Source organism: Halolamina sp. C58 (genome assembly GCF_051195095.1).
Taxonomy (GTDB): Archaea; Halobacteriota; Halobacteria; order Halobacteriales; family Haloferacaceae; genus Halolamina.
This window is the reverse complement of record NZ_JBNTJY010000001.1, coordinates 1221673-1234916: the sequence shown is the minus strand read 5'-3', so window position 1 is coordinate 1234916 and position 13244 is coordinate 1221673. Positions and strand designations below refer to the sequence as shown.

The window sequence follows — 13244 nt, the reverse complement described above, 5'->3', positions numbered from 1 at the left end:
TTCTCGACTCCCCACCCAGCCTCGGGGGATGACCGAGCACACCGTGGAGTTCGTCGGCACCGGCGAGACCATCGAGGTTCCCGAGACCCGGCCGATCCTGCAGGTCTGTATCGAGGAGGGGATCGCCCAGGAGTACTCCTGTCGCGTCGGAATGTGTCTGGCCTGTTCCGCGGAGATCGTCGAGGGCGAGGTCGAACAGACCGTCGTCGAACAGCGCGCGCTCACCGAGGAGGAGGCCGAGAACTACGCGCTGACGTGTATGGCCCGCCCCAAGTCCGACCTCAAACTCGACCGCGGGAGCTACCCGCCGAGCATCGAGGACGCCGAGGCAGCCGCCGCCGACGCGGCAGCGGACGACGACTGAACTGCGACAGCAGGCCGCCGAGTTCTATCTTGCCGCGCAGTTGTTCGGCCCGAGTTCGAGGTCCAACGCCGTCTCGTCGTCGACCGTCTCCGTCCCCGAGTTGATCCGGATGATCTGCTCGTCGTTGGCCGGTCGCTCGGGCAGCGATCCGGTCACTCTCTCGACGAACTCGTCCTCCCGAAGCGAGAGCAGGCCGTGTCGCTCTCGGAGGTCGCCGACGGTCGCGACGTACCGACCCGCCCCGTCCGCGCTGGTCGCGCTCGCGACGTGGCCCGGCGCCACCCGCGTCCCGTCCGGCAGATTCAGCAGTTTCGACAGCGATCCGTGGAGCGCTCGGGCCATCGCCTCGACCGCCCCGCCCTCGACGGCGAGATCCGGCCGCGCGACGGCGTCGAGAAACAGCGTGTCGCCCGCGAGCAGCACGTCGCCGTGCTCCTCGTCCGCGATCCGGAACCCTACTCCCTCGGGCGTGTGGCCGGGCAGCTCGATCGTTTCGAGCACCGCGTCGCCCACCGATAGCGTCTCCCCGTCGGCGAGCAGTCGGTCCGGCTCGAACCCGACGCCGCGCTCGCTCGCCCCTGCCGGGAGCGTCACTCGGGCGCCGGTCGCCGCGGCGACGGCGCGGACGCCGCTCACGTGGTCGGCGTGGACGTGCGTGTCGATCGCGTACTGGATCGTGGCGCCGTGAGCCGCCGCGTCCTCGGCGTAGCGGTCGGCGAACGCCCGGAGCGGGTCGATCACCGCCGCCTCGTCGCCCGAGACGAGCAGGTAGCCCAGACAGCCCGAAGAGGGGCGCTGGTACTGGAGCAGCGTCCCGCCCGAGAACAGGAGTTCGACCGCCTCGTACTCGCGGGCCCACGCGTCCATCCCGCCGGCGAGGTTTCGGGCGTCGACGCCCGTTTCGCGGAGCTGGTCGGCGACCTCGGCGCTGGCCTCGCCGACGCCGCAGACGACGAGGATCGGTTCGGGACCGTCCGGGATCAGCTCCTCCGTCGTCCCCTTCGCCCGCGCGGCGATGAACTGCTGGTGGGCGATCTGCACCGCCTCGGCGGCGTCGACGTGCCAGGCCTCGAACTCGTCGCGGTTTCGCACGTCGAGCACGGTGAACGCCCGCCCCTCGCGCTGCCACGCGGCGAGTTCGGCGGCGTCGACGGCCGGCGCCTCGGCCTCCTTCTCGGACATGGGCCGCGATACGGCGGGCGCGGGCAAAACGTCGGCGCCCGGGCCGGGAGACCTTTCCTCGCGCCCGCCGAACTGGGAGTATGGACGGCGCGACGTTCCGCGAGCAGGTGACCGACGCGAAGCGGACCCAGCTGAACCGCCTCGGCTCGAACAAGCTGTTGGTCGCGCTCACGGACGCCGACCTCACCCCCCGGCGCGTGCTCGAAGCCGCCGCTGACTCCGAACACGCCGCGCACACCACCTTCACGGCGTGGGCCGAGGACGAGCCGAACGACCTCGCCCGCGAGACGTTCGCTGCGGTGGCCGAGCGGGAGGCCGACCACCGCGAGCGCGTGCTCGACGCGATGGACGGCGAGTACGAACCCAACGACGGCGGCGCGCTCCACGAGTACCTCCGGGGGCGCGAGGGCGCGGTGCTGCGCGTGGCCGCGGGGATGGTCGGGCGGGGGCTGGTGGCGGATCGGACCCACCAACAGGTGGTCTCCTTCTTCGTCAACGAGGCCGACAACGCCCGCGCGGACCTGTTCCGCGAACTCCGCCGAGAGACGGCATCGGGGACCGAGCGCGGGCTGGAGCTACTGGAGACGCTGTGTGAGTCCGAATCGGACTGGACCGACGCCCGTGACGTGGCGGAGTACACGATCCAAGTGGCGTACGACGACTACGCCGACGCGCTGCGGGGGATGGGCGTCGATCCCAAGCCCGTCTGCTGAGTCGGCGGTTCGCGGTCGAACGACTCCGGCCCAACCTTGAAACGGCTCGCGGAACAAATGCCGCGGGAAGAGCCATGAGCGTGGGACTCCTGAACACCATCTCGGACGCGATCTCCGGGGGGTCCGACGGTGACGACGACGTGTTCACCTACCGGTGTGCGTCGTGTGGCACCGAGTTCGACCTCCCGAAGACGCGCATGATCGGCGTCCGCTGTCCGGACTGCCGTTCGATGGACGTCCGGGACGCCTCCGAGCGCTGAGCCCCGCCCGCCGGTCGACCGCCGGCCGGCCGTTCTCCCAGTTTTCGCGACCGGTGAGCGACGCTGCCGCGCTCCGGCCGTCCCCCGCGATGGACAGCCATATGCGGACCCACACCCAAGCCGGCGTGTGCAGTTCGTGGGCTACGACTCGGGCGACGGAGGGCTGCTACTGGCCGACGAGGCTGGGGTGGAGTACGTCGACCTGACGCCCGGGACCGAACTCGCCTACACGCTCGGCGACCGTCACTGCGCGGGTGTCGTCGACGACGGCGAGCACGTCGCCTGCGACGCCGACGCCGCGCCGTACTGCGACCAGCACAGCCACGTCTGGGTCTGTGCGCGCTGTACCGGCGACTGTCTGAAAGACGAGATGGACTGCTTCGAGGACCACGCGGTGTACCTCGCCGCGTTCGCTCCGGAGACGTTCAAGGTCGGCGTCACCCGCGAGTGGCGCCTCGAAACCCGGCTGCTGGAGCAGGGCGCCGACCGCGCGGCCCACATCCGGACCGTCGACGACGGCCGCGCCGCCCGGCGGATCGAGGCCGGCATCGCCGAGCGAATCCCGGATCGCGTCCGCGTGCCCACGAAGATCGACGGGCTCCACCGCTCCGTCGACGAGGACGCGTGGCAGGGGCTGCTCGCGGAGTTCGACCCGATCGAGACGTTCGACTTCGACCACGGCCTCGATCTCGCGGATCGCCCGGTCGCCGAGACGATGGCCACCGGGACGGTTCGCGGCGTGAAGGGGCGGATCCTGCTGCTCGATCGCGGCGGCAGCACGTACGCCGTCGATCTGCGCGAACTGGTCGGGTACGAGGTCGTCGAGGGGGCGAGCGAGCGCGAGATGCAGTCGAGCCTCGGGGCCTTCGGCTGACCGGAGGGCGACGGTTTATAGGCCCGGCCGTGGAACGGTAGGGCATGATTCCGCTCGACGACGCCGTCACCGCCCGGCTCGAGTCACACGGCGAGCGCTTCGAAGTGCTCATCGACCCCGACGCCGCTCTCGAGATCAAACGCGGCGAGTTCGAGGGCGATCTGGAGGACGTGATCGCCGCGGAGGACGTGTTCGAGAACGCCTCGCGGGGGGACCGCCCCGCCGAAGCGGACTTAGAGGAGGTGTTCGGCACGACCGATCCGCTGGAGATCATCCCCGAGATCGTCGAGCGCGGGGAGATCCAGATCACCGCCGAGCAGCGCAAGGAGATGGAGGAGCAGAAGCACAACGCGCTGGTGAACAAGATCGCCCGGAACGCGGTCAACCCCCAGATGGACAACGCGCCCCACCCGCCGGAGCGCATCGAACGGGCGCTGGAGGAAGCCGGCTTCTCCGTCGACCCCATGGAGCCCGTCGAGTCGCAGGTCGACGACGCGCTCGACGCGCTCCGGCCGGTGATCCCCATCCGCTTCGACGAGATCACCGTCGCGGTTCAGGTACCCGCCGACTACGCGGGCAGCGCACAGGCCAAGATCCGGCAGTACGGCGACCTCGAACGCGAGGAGTGGCAGGCCGACGGCTCCTGGATCGGCGTCGTCACGTTCCCCGCCGGGATGCAGAACGACTTCTACGACATGGTCAACGAGGAGACCAGCGGCGAGGCGGAGACGAGCATCGTCAAGGAGAAAGACGACCTGAAGACGCGCTGAGCCCCGGCCGATGCGATCTTACGCCCGCCGCCAGCCGAGGTAGAACCCCGCGGTGAAGCCCGCGGAGACCGACACCGTCGAGAGGATCGTGTCGAGCCACGACGGGGGCGTTCCGCTGGCGGCGTCCTGTCCGGCGCCCATCAGGCCGGCGGTGAGCTTGTCCCAGTCGACGGAGATGATCTCGCGGGACTCGAGAAACTTGAACAGCGCCAGTTCGATGCCGATCAGCACGGCGATGATCTTGGCGACCTTCTTCGCCGCGAAGCCGACCAAGGCGCCGATCAGGCCACCGGAGCCGGCCTCCACCCCGAGCTGCTGGAAGTCGATGTTGAGCTGTAACGCGACGGGATCCATGGACGCTACTCCGTCGCTCTGGGTTAAGTCGTTTGTGGGACGACAGGCCGACCGTGACACGGCGGTCACGGTCGGTCGCGTGCCGGGGTCTCGATACGTCACAAGACTCATGGCCGACGCCGGCACACTGCCACCCATGAAGCAGTGGCTCCGTGAGCAGGTCGCCCGCGCCTACCAGCGCCTGCTCCGCCGCGAGGGCGACGGCGGCCCATCCCACGTCGCGATCATTCAGGACGGGAACCGCCGCTACGCCCGGGAGCAGGGCGACGACGCCACCGAGGGCCACCGTGCCGGCGCCGAAACGACCGAACAGGTGCTGGAGTGGTGTCAGGACCTCGGCGTGAAGGAGCTCACGCTGTACGCGTTCTCGACGGAGAACTTCAAGCGTCCCCCCGAGGAGCGGGAACACCTCTACGACCTGCTCGAAGAGAAGCTCACCTCGATCGCCGACAACGACCGCATCCACGAGAACGGGGTGGCGATCCGCGCGATCGGCGAGACCGACCGCCTGCCCGATCGCGTCCGGGAGGCGATCCGCTACGCCGAGGACCGCACCGCCGACTACGACTCGTTCCGGCTCAACGTCGCGCTGGCCTACGGCGGCCGGAACGAACTCCTCCGGGCCGCCCGGGACGTGCTGGCGGACGTGGAGGCCGGCGGGCTTGACCCCGCCGACATCGACACCGATCTCGTCGACGACCGCCTCTACGGCCGCGAAGTCCGGGACGTGGACCTGATCATCCGCACCGGCGGCGACGAGCGCACCTCGAACTTCCTCCCGTGGCACGCCAACGGCAACGAGGCTGCGGCGTACTTCTGTGCGCCGTACTGGCCCGAGTTCTCGAAGACCGACTTCCTGCGCGGGATCAGGACCTACCAGTCCCGCGAGCGCTCGTGGCAGCGCACCCGCCGGGAGCGGGCGGCCGCGATCGTGCGCGCGGTCGCGGAGACGGAGCTCGCGGAGGCCCGAACCGTCGCGGGCCGCCTCCGCGAGAAGCTGCCCGGCGCGGCGGCGCCCGAACTCGACGCCGAACTCGACGGCAGCGCCGCGGAGTCGGCGGACTGATCGACTCGGCACGCCGTCAGGCGAGTCGGACGACTGACCGACTCGGCACGCGGGCAGCAGAGTCGGCCGACTATCACTCCCCGAAGCGTCGCTGGCGGTCCTCGAACTCTCGTACTGCCCGGAGGTAGTCCCGTTTTCGGAAGTCCCGCCAGTTCACGTCGGTGAAGTACAGTTCGGAGTACGTCGACTGCCAGATCAGGAAGTCCGAGAGCCGCTCGGCGCCGGTCTTGATCAACAGGTCAGGCTCCTCCGGGAACACGAGGTGGTCGGTCACCGTCTCCTCGTCGACGTTCTCGGGGTCGAGCTCGCCCGCGGCCACGTCCTCGGCCATCTCCCGGACCGCCCGGGCGAACTCCCCGCGGCCGCCGAGGCCGACGTTGATCCGGATCGGGGCGTCGGCGCGCTCGGCGCCGTCCGGGCCCCGGACCGCGACCGCTCGCGGGGCGTCGATCCCGCGGAGCTCCCGGACGAGCGTCGGCACGACCGCCTCGTCGAGCACCGACACCGAGACGGTCACCCGCTCGGCGCCGTAGTCGAACGCCCACTCCAGCGTCCGTTCGAGCGTGTCGTAGGCGCCCTGCTCCAGCAGGTCCCGTTCGGTCAGTACGAGCGCGACGTGGGCCGGCCCGTCGGCGTCGGCGAGGCGGTGGCGGAGGGCGAGGTAGGCGTCGTACGCTCCCACGACTCCCTCTGGGTGGTGCGCGCTCGAAAAGCCTTCGCTGGGCGCTCCAGCCGCGGAACCACACCACAGTGGCGCGGTCGGGGCCGGCGTGGTGTCGGGACCGTTAAGTGGGCGTCGGGGGTAGCCGACGACGTGAACCGGAGGCTCAGGCGTGACGCGGGCTTCGCCGCGGTCTCCCTGCTCGCGCTCGCAGCGCCGCTGCTCGGCCGGGCGACGGCGCTGCCGTTCCTCGCCGTCGCCGGCGCCGCGGCGCTGCTGATCGAGGACGGCCCGCTGTTCGAGCTGTTCGCCCGCCCGCGGGACCGACAGGCCGGCCGCCTGTACGGCCTCGCGGCGTTCTCGCTGTCGGCGGCCGTCCTCGCCGTCCTCGCAGCCCCGCCGGTCGCCGCGACCTACACCATGCCGCTGCCGGCCTTTGCCGCCAGCGTCGTCGCCGTCGGCGTCGGCAACCTCGGCGCCACGGCAGTGCGGGACCGCTTCGAGGAGCAGTTCCTCGTCGTCTCGACGTTCACCGTCGTTGCGTTCGTCGCCGCGCTGCTCGCCCAGCTGGCCGTCGTCGGGCTGGCGGCCGTCCCGGGCAGCCCGGGGAGCGTCGACGCCGGCCTCATGGCGGCCGCGCCGACGTTCACGTTTCACGCCGCGACGGCGGCGCTGGTGGCCGCGATCACTCGCTCGATGCTCTCGCCCGGCGACGCCGGCGCGGTGACGTTCGCGGTCGGCGCGTCGATGCTCGTCGTCGGTGGACTCGCGCCCGCGGTTCACGTCCTCGACGTGGGGCTCGCACTGGCGGTCGCGGTGTTCCTCGGCGGCGTCACCTACGCGACCGGCACCGCCTCCGTCGAGGGGATGCTCTCGGGCGTGCTGCTCTGTCTGGCCGCCATCGGCCTCGGCGGGCCGGGCTGGTTCGTCCTCCTGCTCACCTTCTTCGGCGTGGGGTCGCTCTCGACGAAGTTCCGCTACGAGGAGAAGGCCGACCGCGGCGTCGCCGAGGAGAACGAGGGCGCCCGCGGGCTGGGTAACGTGCTCGGCAACGCCGGGATCGCCCTCGTCGCCGTCGTCGGCTTCGCGGCCGCGCCCGAGCTCCCGGTCGACGCCGACCTGTTCCGGCTGGCGTTCGCCGGCTCGCTCGCGACGGCGACCGGCGACACGCTCTCCAGCGAGATCGGTGGCCTGTTCGACACGCCGCGGCTGGTCACGACCGGCGAGCGCGTCCCGCCGGGCACCGACGGCGCGATCACGTGGCAGGGCGAACTCGCGGGCGTCGTCGGCGCCGCGCTGGTCGGCGTGCTGGCGGTGGCGGTGCTCGGGGCCACTCGCTCGCCGCCGGTCGTGATCGCGCTCGTCACTGCCGGCGGGGTCGTCGGCATGACGGCCGACAGCCTGCTCGGCGCCACCGTCGAGGGCGACCGCCTTGAGAACGAGACGGTGAACCTCCTCGCGACGCTGTCGGGCGCGCTGGCGAGCGTCCTGCTCGCGTTCGTCCTGTGATCCGCGAGGGCCGTCCCGACGACCGGCCGGCCGTTCGCCGCCTCCAGCAGTACCTCCCCGAGCCGGCACCGGAGCTGCTCGACCCGGTCGCCGGCGGCGAACTGCTCGTCGCGGCCGAGGACGGAACGGTAGTCGGCTATCTCCTGTGGTTTCCGGGCGAGCCGACCTACGCCGCCGAGCTTGTCGTCCACCCCGACTACCGGCGGGCGGGCCGCGGCCGCGCGCTGTTCCGCGCCCTGCTCGACCGGCTCGACGCCGGGACCGAGGTGACCTTGCGGGTCGCCGCCGAGAACGACGGCGCCCGGGCGCTGTACGAGGAACTGGGGTTCGAGCGCGTCGCCGTCGAGCCCGACGCGTACGACGAAGGGGCGGGCTACCTGCTGCGTACAGTCGTCGACTGAAGGGCTGCCACGACACGTACGTATACAGGGGAGGAGTCACGAGTGGTGTGTGAAACCATGGCGAAGGATCCGTCCGACTCGCAGGCCGTCAGCTATCTCGCCGAACACGGACCGTCGCCGCGGGAGGAACTGCCGGTACAGCATCTCACGACGAACGTGCGGACGCTGGTCGGGACGCTCAACATCTCGGGCGGCCCGGGCGGCGGCGGGTCGACGGCGGGCGTCGCCGGCGGCCTGACGGGGATCGCGTACCTCCGCGAGGAGCACGACCTCTCGACCGTCGTCGAGGCGTGGCTCGCGGTGAACGAGGAACAGATCGAGCAGCTCCCGGCGGACTCGATCCGTCGCCGGCTCCGCGCGTCGGTGTCCCACGACCAGCGCGACGTGGTCAGCGACGTGCTCTCGGAGGCGGGCTACGAGGTTGACTACGCCGACCGCGGGGGCCGACAGACCGACCCCTTCGAGTGTAGCCTCTGTGGCTCGTCGGTGCCCGACATCGCCGCCCACCTGCAGAACTGTCCCGAACGGTAGCGCCGATCAGGAGAGGAAGCCCTCGACCGGCCGGACGTGCGGGGTCGCGGGCTGTTTGACGAACTCGCCGGTCGAGCGCGCCACCGCGTGCTGGAGATTTCGATCGGCAGCGGCGTCGAGGACGCGCTGATCGAGCTCGCCGTCGAGCACCAGCGCGTGGGCGTCCTCGGCGTCGTCGACGGTCTCGTAGGCGTCATTCGCGGGGGCCTCGGTCAGCGTCGAAAGCTCCTCGTCGAGCAGCCTGACCGTGCCGGCGTTCTCGCCGACGACCTCGCGGACGTGCTCGCCCAGGGTCGGAGTCGCCGGCTCGTCGGCCTCCTCCGTCGGTTCGTCGGACTCCTCCGCCGTCTCCGCCGCGTGATCGACCTGTTCGACGAGCGACTGCTCGGCGATCGCCCCGTCGGTCGCGGCCGTCTTCGACGACCCCTCGGCGTCGGCCGAGCCGTCCGGTTGGTCGTGCTCCACCACGTCGTCGCGGATCGACACCGCGTCGCCGCCGACGATCGGCGGCTCGTCCGCGTTCTCGGGCTCGCGGACCGTGCCGCCGGTCGCGACCTCGCGGGCCGACTCTGCGTCGCCGGCCTCCCGGGCTCGCTCGTACACCTCGTACGGCGTCTTCTCCCGGAGCGCGGCGAGCAGTTCGCCGCGGGGGAGCTCCTCGACGGACTCGCCGTCGGGCGCGAACGCGACGAAGTCCACGTCGCCGACCTGTCCGAGTTCGCGGAGGATCAGCTGGCCGCCGCGGTCGCCGTCGAGGAAGGCGGTCGTGGTCCGCTCGGTGGTGAGCTCGGCGATCTCCTCGGGGACGTTGGTCCCCTCGACCGCGACGGCGTTCTTGACGCCGAATTCGAGCAGGCGGGAGACGTCGGCCCGCCCCTCGACGACGACGACCGCGTCGCCGTCGGCGACGTTCGGGCCGGCCGGGTAGCCCGCGTACTCGGCCATCTCGCCGGCGCGGACCGACTCGCGGACCTCCTCGTGGAGCTCGTCGCTGGTGAGGACGCTCTCCTCGAAGGAGTTCGCGAGCAGTTCCTTGGCGCGCTGGACGACGATGCGGCGCTTGGCGGCGCGGATGTCCTCGATGTCGGTCACCTCGATCCGGGCCTGACAGGGACCGACCCGGGAGATGGTCTCGAGCGACGCCGCGAGGATCGCGGTCTCGACTTTGTCGAGCGAGGAGGCGATCGTCACGTCGCCGAACGACTGGCCGCCCTCGGTCTCGACGCTCACGTCGATGCGGCCGACTTTCGAGGAGTCCTGCAGGTCGCGCAGGTCCATCTCGTCGCCGAGCAGCCCTTCGGTCTGCCCGAACACCGCGCCGACGACGTCGCTTCTCTCGATGACACCGTCCGCCGATAGCTTCGCGTGGATGAGGTATTTCGCTGTGTCTTGCATAGTGAGTGCCCGATCCGGGCTGAATGGTGATGTGAGACGGTCGCTCCGTCCGTCGGAAAACAGGCGTCACGGGAGGATATAGCTGTCGTCGTGCGGGGCGGCCGGCGGTCGCGTGGCTCCAACGGTGACGACCTACGGCGCCACCGTCGCTTCGCCGTACAGCGGTATCGACACCAACAGCAGCGACAGCGCGAGGACGGCGGCGACTGCGGCGACGCTGCGGGCAGTGCCGGTCGGTCGGCCGAAGAGGGTGAAGGTGTGCCGGCCGTCACCACGAGCGACCGCCACTGCGGCGATACCGAGGAGCGATAGCTGGACGACGAACTCGACGTAGCTCGCGGTCTGGCCCAGAGCACCCCTGAACACTGCGACCGTGAGGACCGTCGACGTGAACGTCAGCACCGCGGCACTGACCGTCTCGGCGTCGTCGGCCGCCGCCCGGACGGCCCCGGTCAGTCCGAGGTTGGCGAGTAGTCGGAGAGCCACCAGTGCGGCCACAGCCCACGCCGGCGTCCAGTTCGGGAAGAGCCAATCGAACACGGCGGGTAGTCGGCCAAGAACCTCAAAGCCTTTCGGCCTACTCCCCCGTCAGCGCCTGACTCGCGGGCGAGAACTCGATCGTCTCCCCGAGCCCCTGCTCGACAGCCTTCTCGTACAGCAGGTACGCGCCGGCGACCGTCTCGATCCCGGTGCCGCCGGAGTCGAACACCGTGATCTCCTCGTCGTCGGTCCGCCCTTCGGCCTCGCCGGCGACGACCTCGCCGAGTTCGGCGTGGATGTGCTCCTCATCGACGACTCCCTCATCCAGCGCGTGGAGGAACGACCCGGCGTCCGTCGTCGCCCGATCGCGGAGGTCCGGCACGTATTTCGCCCGCTCGATCGTCGTCGTGTCGAGCTCGCGTTTCTCGGGGTCGTACTGCCCCATCGCGGTGACGTGGGTGCCGGGTTCGAGGTCGTCGCCGTCGAACACCGGCTCGGACGCGGTGGTCGCGGTGATCACCACGTCGGCGTCCTCGACGGCCGCGGCGGAGGAGGCGACCGCGGCGACGGAAGCGTCGAGGCGCTCGTTCATCTCGCCCGCGAACGCCTCGCGGGACTCCTTCGTCGGGGAGAACACCCAGACCGTCTCCAGATCTCTGACTTCGGCGGTACAGCGGAGCTGCCCGCGGGCCTGCGCGCCGGCGCCGATGACGGCGACGCTGTCGGCGTTCTCGCGGGCGAGCGCGTCGACGCCTACCGCCCCCGTCGCGCCGGTCTTGAACGGGTTCATCGACGCGCCGTCGAGCACCGCCAGCGGCTCGCCCGACTCGGCGTCGAACAGCGGCGTCGTGAACCACGCGTCCTCGGCGCCGAAGCCGGCGCTGTACATGTAGCCGCCCATCGCGCCCGTGTCGGGCAGTATCGCGCCGTAGCTCGTGAGCATCCCCGGCGGGTCGCCGCTGCCGAGCTTGGTGCGCGGCTCGGCGGCGGCGCCCTCGCCGCGCTGACGGTACCCCTCACGGACCGCGTCGACGTACTCCGCGGGGTCGGCGAGCCCGTCGACGTCGTCGCTTCGCAGGAACAGCGTCTCGGTCATACGCCGACGGTCGGGGGCGAGCGCCTAAACAGTACTTGCCGCGCGACGACCGGAGACTCAGTCGGCGTTCGTCCCCGGGGGCTCCGAGCGCGGGGGAGCGTCCGACCCCGACCGCTCGTCGACCACCGGGCTCCGGACGAACAGGGCGTGGGCGACTACGACCGTCGACGCCCCGGCCCCGAGGAACAGCGCCCCACGCAAGGGGACCCCGAGGAGCGAGAGCGCTGCCGTCACTCCGACCAACACACCCGGAATCAGGGCGAGTACGTAGTCGTAGTAGCCAGTCATACTCCACGAGGCCGTTTGACGTTATCCGTATTAACTGTTTCCCGTAGCTAATACATAATCAGAACCGTGGTCACTGATACTGTTTTCCGAAATCCTGTGGAACCATCTCGGTGGATTTCTATAACTTATGAATCGGCGGAGCGACTCGCTGGTCGGGAGATCGTCGGCAGAAACCCGGAGAAAAGCGGCGCCGTCAGCGGAGCTTGAACGCGACCCAGCGCCAGCCAGCCAGCGCGACGCCGCCGGTGACCAGCATCACGGCGAGGAAGATCAGCAGCCCCTGATCGAGGTTGGTCTGGAGCAGCCCCCGGAGGAACACGCCGATCACCGCCGCCGGCACCCACGAGCGGACCGCCAGCGGCACCGCGGCCTTCGCCGACTCGGCCGCGCCGGCGGAGTACGCGCCGACGAGGACGCTCGCGACAGCCCAGCCGACGAGGAACGGTGCCGCGGTTTCGAGCAACGCGACCGGCCCCGTCAGGGTGCTGTGTCCGTAGCGCATGCCTATCGCGATCACCGCGACGATCGCGATCACGTCGCCGACCGCCAGCGGCGCGGCCGACCCGTCCACCCGTTTCGAGAGGAACGACTCGCTCATGCCCCCCGGTTTCGCCCCCTCCGTACTGACTCCTTCGCTCTGGACTCACTCGCGCGGGACGCGCCCGGCGACCGTGTAGACGGTCCCGCGATCGAGCACGCGTGACTGCAGCCCGGCACGCGTCAGGTCCCGCGCCGCCGCGTCGACGGCGACGAACTGGGAGTCCATCCCGAACAGCGACTCGCCCACCATGATCGCCCGCCCCGGCAGCGTCGTCGGGTCGAAGTCCCGGATGACCACGACGCCGCCGGGCGCGACGACGCGCGCTGCTTCCCGGATCGCGGCCTCACGGTCGGGCAGGTGGTGGTAGGCGTCCACGACCACTGCGGCGTCGACGCCGTCGTCCCGGAGCGGTAGTCGTCCGGCGTCCGCACGGACGGTCGGGAGCCCGCGCCCTCGCGCGCGATCGAGCATGCCCGCGGACACGTCGGCGACGACGGGATCGTACTCGGAGGTGAGCGCTGCCGCGACACGGCCCGTGCCGCCCGCGAGGTCCAGCACGCGCTCGACCGGGCGCTCCGCGAACGCGAACGCCTCGGTCGCCCAGTCGGTGCGCGAGGGCGGCATCGCCACGTCGTAGAGCCGCGCGACGCGGTCGAAAAAGCGCACGTCGCCGCGGCCCAGCCAGCCGGTCATACCCGTGAGATGGACGCCCGTGGGGATCAACCCGGCGACGGCGAACGCTCATAAGGATCCAGCCGT

At 70.9% G+C, this 13244-nt stretch carries 18 protein-coding genes; 9 read left to right on the top strand and 9 right to left on the bottom strand.

The window, feature by feature from the left end; all coding sequences use genetic code 11:
- The first annotated feature begins 28 nt into the window (after window positions 1-28).
- A complete protein-coding gene (locus tag ACQUSM_RS06570; RefSeq protein ID WP_435116945.1) occupies window positions 29-364 on the top strand; it encodes a 2Fe-2S iron-sulfur cluster-binding protein in 336 nt (111 codons plus the stop codon).
- A gap of 24 nt (window positions 365-388) precedes the next feature.
- Here ACQUSM_RS06570 and ACQUSM_RS06565 read toward each other — a convergent pair whose 3' ends face one another.
- Window positions 389-1546, bottom strand: coding sequence for an MBL fold metallo-hydrolase (locus tag ACQUSM_RS06565; RefSeq protein ID WP_435116943.1), 1158 nt, complete (start codon window positions 1544-1546; stop codon window positions 389-391).
- Between the two features lie 80 nt (window positions 1547-1626).
- Between ACQUSM_RS06565 and ACQUSM_RS06560 the strand changes: the two genes are divergently transcribed.
- The 4 genes from ACQUSM_RS06560 (at window position 1627) to ACQUSM_RS06545 (ending at window position 4163) form a co-directional block, all read left to right on the top strand.
- A complete protein-coding gene (locus tag ACQUSM_RS06560; RefSeq protein ID WP_435116941.1) occupies window positions 1627-2259 on the top strand; it encodes a rubrerythrin family protein in 633 nt (210 codons plus the stop codon).
- Between the two features lie 74 nt (window positions 2260-2333).
- Window positions 2334-2519 carry a hypothetical protein gene (locus tag ACQUSM_RS06555; RefSeq protein ID WP_435116939.1) on the top strand — a complete coding sequence of 62 codons (186 nt, stop codon included), beginning with the start codon at window positions 2334-2336 and terminating at the stop codon, window positions 2517-2519.
- A 127-nt stretch (window positions 2520-2646) separates the two neighbouring features.
- The gene (locus ACQUSM_RS06550; protein WP_435116937.1) at window positions 2647-3393 is read left to right on the top strand and encodes a DUF2797 domain-containing protein; all 747 of its coding nucleotides are present in this window, start codon (window positions 2647-2649) and stop codon (window positions 3391-3393) included.
- Between the two features lie 44 nt (window positions 3394-3437).
- Window positions 3438-4163 carry a ribosome assembly factor SBDS gene (locus tag ACQUSM_RS06545; RefSeq protein WP_435116935.1) on the top strand — a complete coding sequence of 242 codons (726 nt, stop codon included), beginning with the start codon at window positions 3438-3440 and terminating at the stop codon, window positions 4161-4163.
- Between the two features lie 18 nt (window positions 4164-4181).
- Here ACQUSM_RS06545 and ACQUSM_RS06540 read toward each other — a convergent pair whose 3' ends face one another.
- The gene (locus tag ACQUSM_RS06540) at window positions 4182-4517 is read right to left on the bottom strand and encodes an FUN14 domain-containing protein (protein WP_435116933.1); all 336 of its coding nucleotides are present in this window, start codon (window positions 4515-4517) and stop codon (window positions 4182-4184) included.
- Window positions 4518-4653: 136 nt separating this feature from the next.
- Between ACQUSM_RS06540 and uppS the strand changes: the two genes are divergently transcribed.
- Window positions 4654-5583, top strand: coding sequence for a polyprenyl diphosphate synthase (gene uppS / locus ACQUSM_RS06535; RefSeq protein WP_435116931.1), 930 nt, complete (start codon window positions 4654-4656; stop codon window positions 5581-5583).
- A gap of 73 nt (window positions 5584-5656) precedes the next feature.
- Here uppS and ACQUSM_RS06530 read toward each other — a convergent pair whose 3' ends face one another.
- On the bottom strand, window positions 5657-6265 hold the full coding sequence (locus tag ACQUSM_RS06530; RefSeq protein WP_435116929.1) for an undecaprenyl diphosphate synthase family protein: 609 nt from the start codon (window positions 6263-6265) through the stop codon (window positions 5657-5659).
- A gap of 132 nt (window positions 6266-6397) precedes the next feature.
- Here ACQUSM_RS06530 and ACQUSM_RS06525 point away from each other — a divergent pair, with 132 nt between their 5' ends.
- The 3 genes from ACQUSM_RS06525 to ACQUSM_RS06515 are packed head-to-tail and all read left to right on the top strand — an operon-like array spanning window position 6398 to window position 8685.
- The gene (locus tag ACQUSM_RS06525) at window positions 6398-7753 is read left to right on the top strand and encodes a DUF92 domain-containing protein (RefSeq protein ID WP_435116927.1); all 1356 of its coding nucleotides are present in this window, start codon (window positions 6398-6400) and stop codon (window positions 7751-7753) included.
- The gene (locus tag ACQUSM_RS06520; RefSeq protein ID WP_435116925.1) at window positions 7750-8154 is read left to right on the top strand and encodes a GNAT family N-acetyltransferase; all 405 of its coding nucleotides are present in this window, start codon (window positions 7750-7752) and stop codon (window positions 8152-8154) included. The genes ACQUSM_RS06525 and ACQUSM_RS06520 overlap by 4 nt, the downstream gene beginning before the upstream one ends.
- A 57-nt stretch (window positions 8155-8211) precedes the next feature.
- A complete protein-coding gene (locus ACQUSM_RS06515; protein WP_435116923.1) occupies window positions 8212-8685 on the top strand; it encodes a hypothetical protein in 474 nt (157 codons plus the stop codon).
- Window positions 8686-8691: 6 nt separating this feature from the next.
- On the opposite strand, the gene dnaG is transcribed toward ACQUSM_RS06515, so the two are convergent.
- The 6 genes from dnaG to ACQUSM_RS06485 all read right to left on the bottom strand — a co-directional run bounded on the left by dnaG (window position 8692) and on the right by ACQUSM_RS06485 (window position 13178).
- Window positions 8692-10080 (bottom strand): DNA primase DnaG, encoded by a 1389-nt coding sequence (gene dnaG / locus ACQUSM_RS06510; RefSeq protein WP_435116921.1) that lies wholly within the window; start codon window positions 10078-10080, stop codon window positions 8692-8694.
- 132 nt (window positions 10081-10212) lie between these two features.
- Window positions 10213-10620 carry a hypothetical protein gene (locus tag ACQUSM_RS06505; RefSeq protein ID WP_435116918.1) on the bottom strand — a complete coding sequence of 136 codons (408 nt, stop codon included), beginning with the start codon at window positions 10618-10620 and terminating at the stop codon, window positions 10213-10215.
- 37 nt (window positions 10621-10657) lie between these two features.
- Window positions 10658-11656: an ornithine cyclodeaminase family protein gene (locus ACQUSM_RS06500; protein ID WP_435116916.1), complete on the bottom strand. Its 999-nt coding sequence runs from the start codon at window positions 11654-11656 to the stop codon at window positions 10658-10660.
- Window positions 11657-11713: 57 nt separating this feature from the next.
- Window positions 11714-11944, bottom strand: a complete 231-nt coding sequence (locus ACQUSM_RS06495; protein ID WP_435116914.1) for a hypothetical protein — start codon at window positions 11942-11944, stop codon at window positions 11714-11716.
- Between the two features lie 193 nt (window positions 11945-12137).
- Window positions 12138-12542: a DUF3054 domain-containing protein gene (locus ACQUSM_RS06490; protein ID WP_435116912.1), complete on the bottom strand. Its 405-nt coding sequence runs from the start codon at window positions 12540-12542 to the stop codon at window positions 12138-12140.
- 45 nt (window positions 12543-12587) lie between these two features.
- Complete coding sequence (locus tag ACQUSM_RS06485; RefSeq protein ID WP_435116910.1) at window positions 12588-13178, bottom strand: class I SAM-dependent methyltransferase; 591 nt, start codon at window positions 13176-13178, stop codon at window positions 12588-12590.
- Between the last annotated feature and the right edge of the window lie 66 nt (window positions 13179-13244).

What these genes read in the sequence shown, in the direction of transcription:
- ACQUSM_RS06540 (WP_435116933.1), bottom strand. Translation starts at nt 4,517, where the DNA reads ATGGATCCCGTCGCGTTACAGCTCAACATCGACTTCCAGCAGCTCGGG.
- ACQUSM_RS06560 (WP_435116941.1), top strand. Translation starts at nt 1,627, where the DNA reads ATGGACGGCGCGACGTTCCGCGAGCAGGTGACCGACGCGAAGCGGACC.
- ACQUSM_RS06490 (WP_435116912.1), bottom strand. Translation starts at nt 12,542, where the DNA reads ATGAGCGAGTCGTTCCTCTCGAAACGGGTGGACGGGTCGGCCGCGCCG.
- ACQUSM_RS06500 (WP_435116916.1), bottom strand. Translation starts at nt 11,656, where the DNA reads ATGACCGAGACGCTGTTCCTGCGAAGCGACGACGTCGACGGGCTCGCC.
- ACQUSM_RS06495 (WP_435116914.1), bottom strand. Translation starts at nt 11,944, where the DNA reads ATGACTGGCTACTACGACTACGTACTCGCCCTGATTCCGGGTGTGTTG.
- dnaG (WP_435116921.1), bottom strand. Translation starts at nt 10,080, where the DNA reads ATGCAAGACACAGCGAAATACCTCATCCACGCGAAGCTATCGGCGGAC.
- ACQUSM_RS06545 (WP_435116935.1), top strand. Translation starts at nt 3,438, where the DNA reads ATGATTCCGCTCGACGACGCCGTCACCGCCCGGCTCGAGTCACACGGC.
- uppS (WP_435116931.1), top strand. Translation starts at nt 4,654, where the DNA reads ATGAAGCAGTGGCTCCGTGAGCAGGTCGCCCGCGCCTACCAGCGCCTG.
- ACQUSM_RS06515 (WP_435116923.1), top strand. Translation starts at nt 8,212, where the DNA reads ATGGCGAAGGATCCGTCCGACTCGCAGGCCGTCAGCTATCTCGCCGAA.
- ACQUSM_RS06570 (WP_435116945.1), top strand. Translation starts at nt 29, where the DNA reads ATGACCGAGCACACCGTGGAGTTCGTCGGCACCGGCGAGACCATCGAG.
- ACQUSM_RS06485 (WP_435116910.1), bottom strand. Translation starts at nt 13,178, where the DNA reads ATGACCGGCTGGCTGGGCCGCGGCGACGTGCGCTTTTTCGACCGCGTC.
- ACQUSM_RS06565 (WP_435116943.1), bottom strand. Translation starts at nt 1,546, where the DNA reads ATGTCCGAGAAGGAGGCCGAGGCGCCGGCCGTCGACGCCGCCGAACTC.
- ACQUSM_RS06555 (WP_435116939.1), top strand. Translation starts at nt 2,334, where the DNA reads ATGAGCGTGGGACTCCTGAACACCATCTCGGACGCGATCTCCGGGGGG.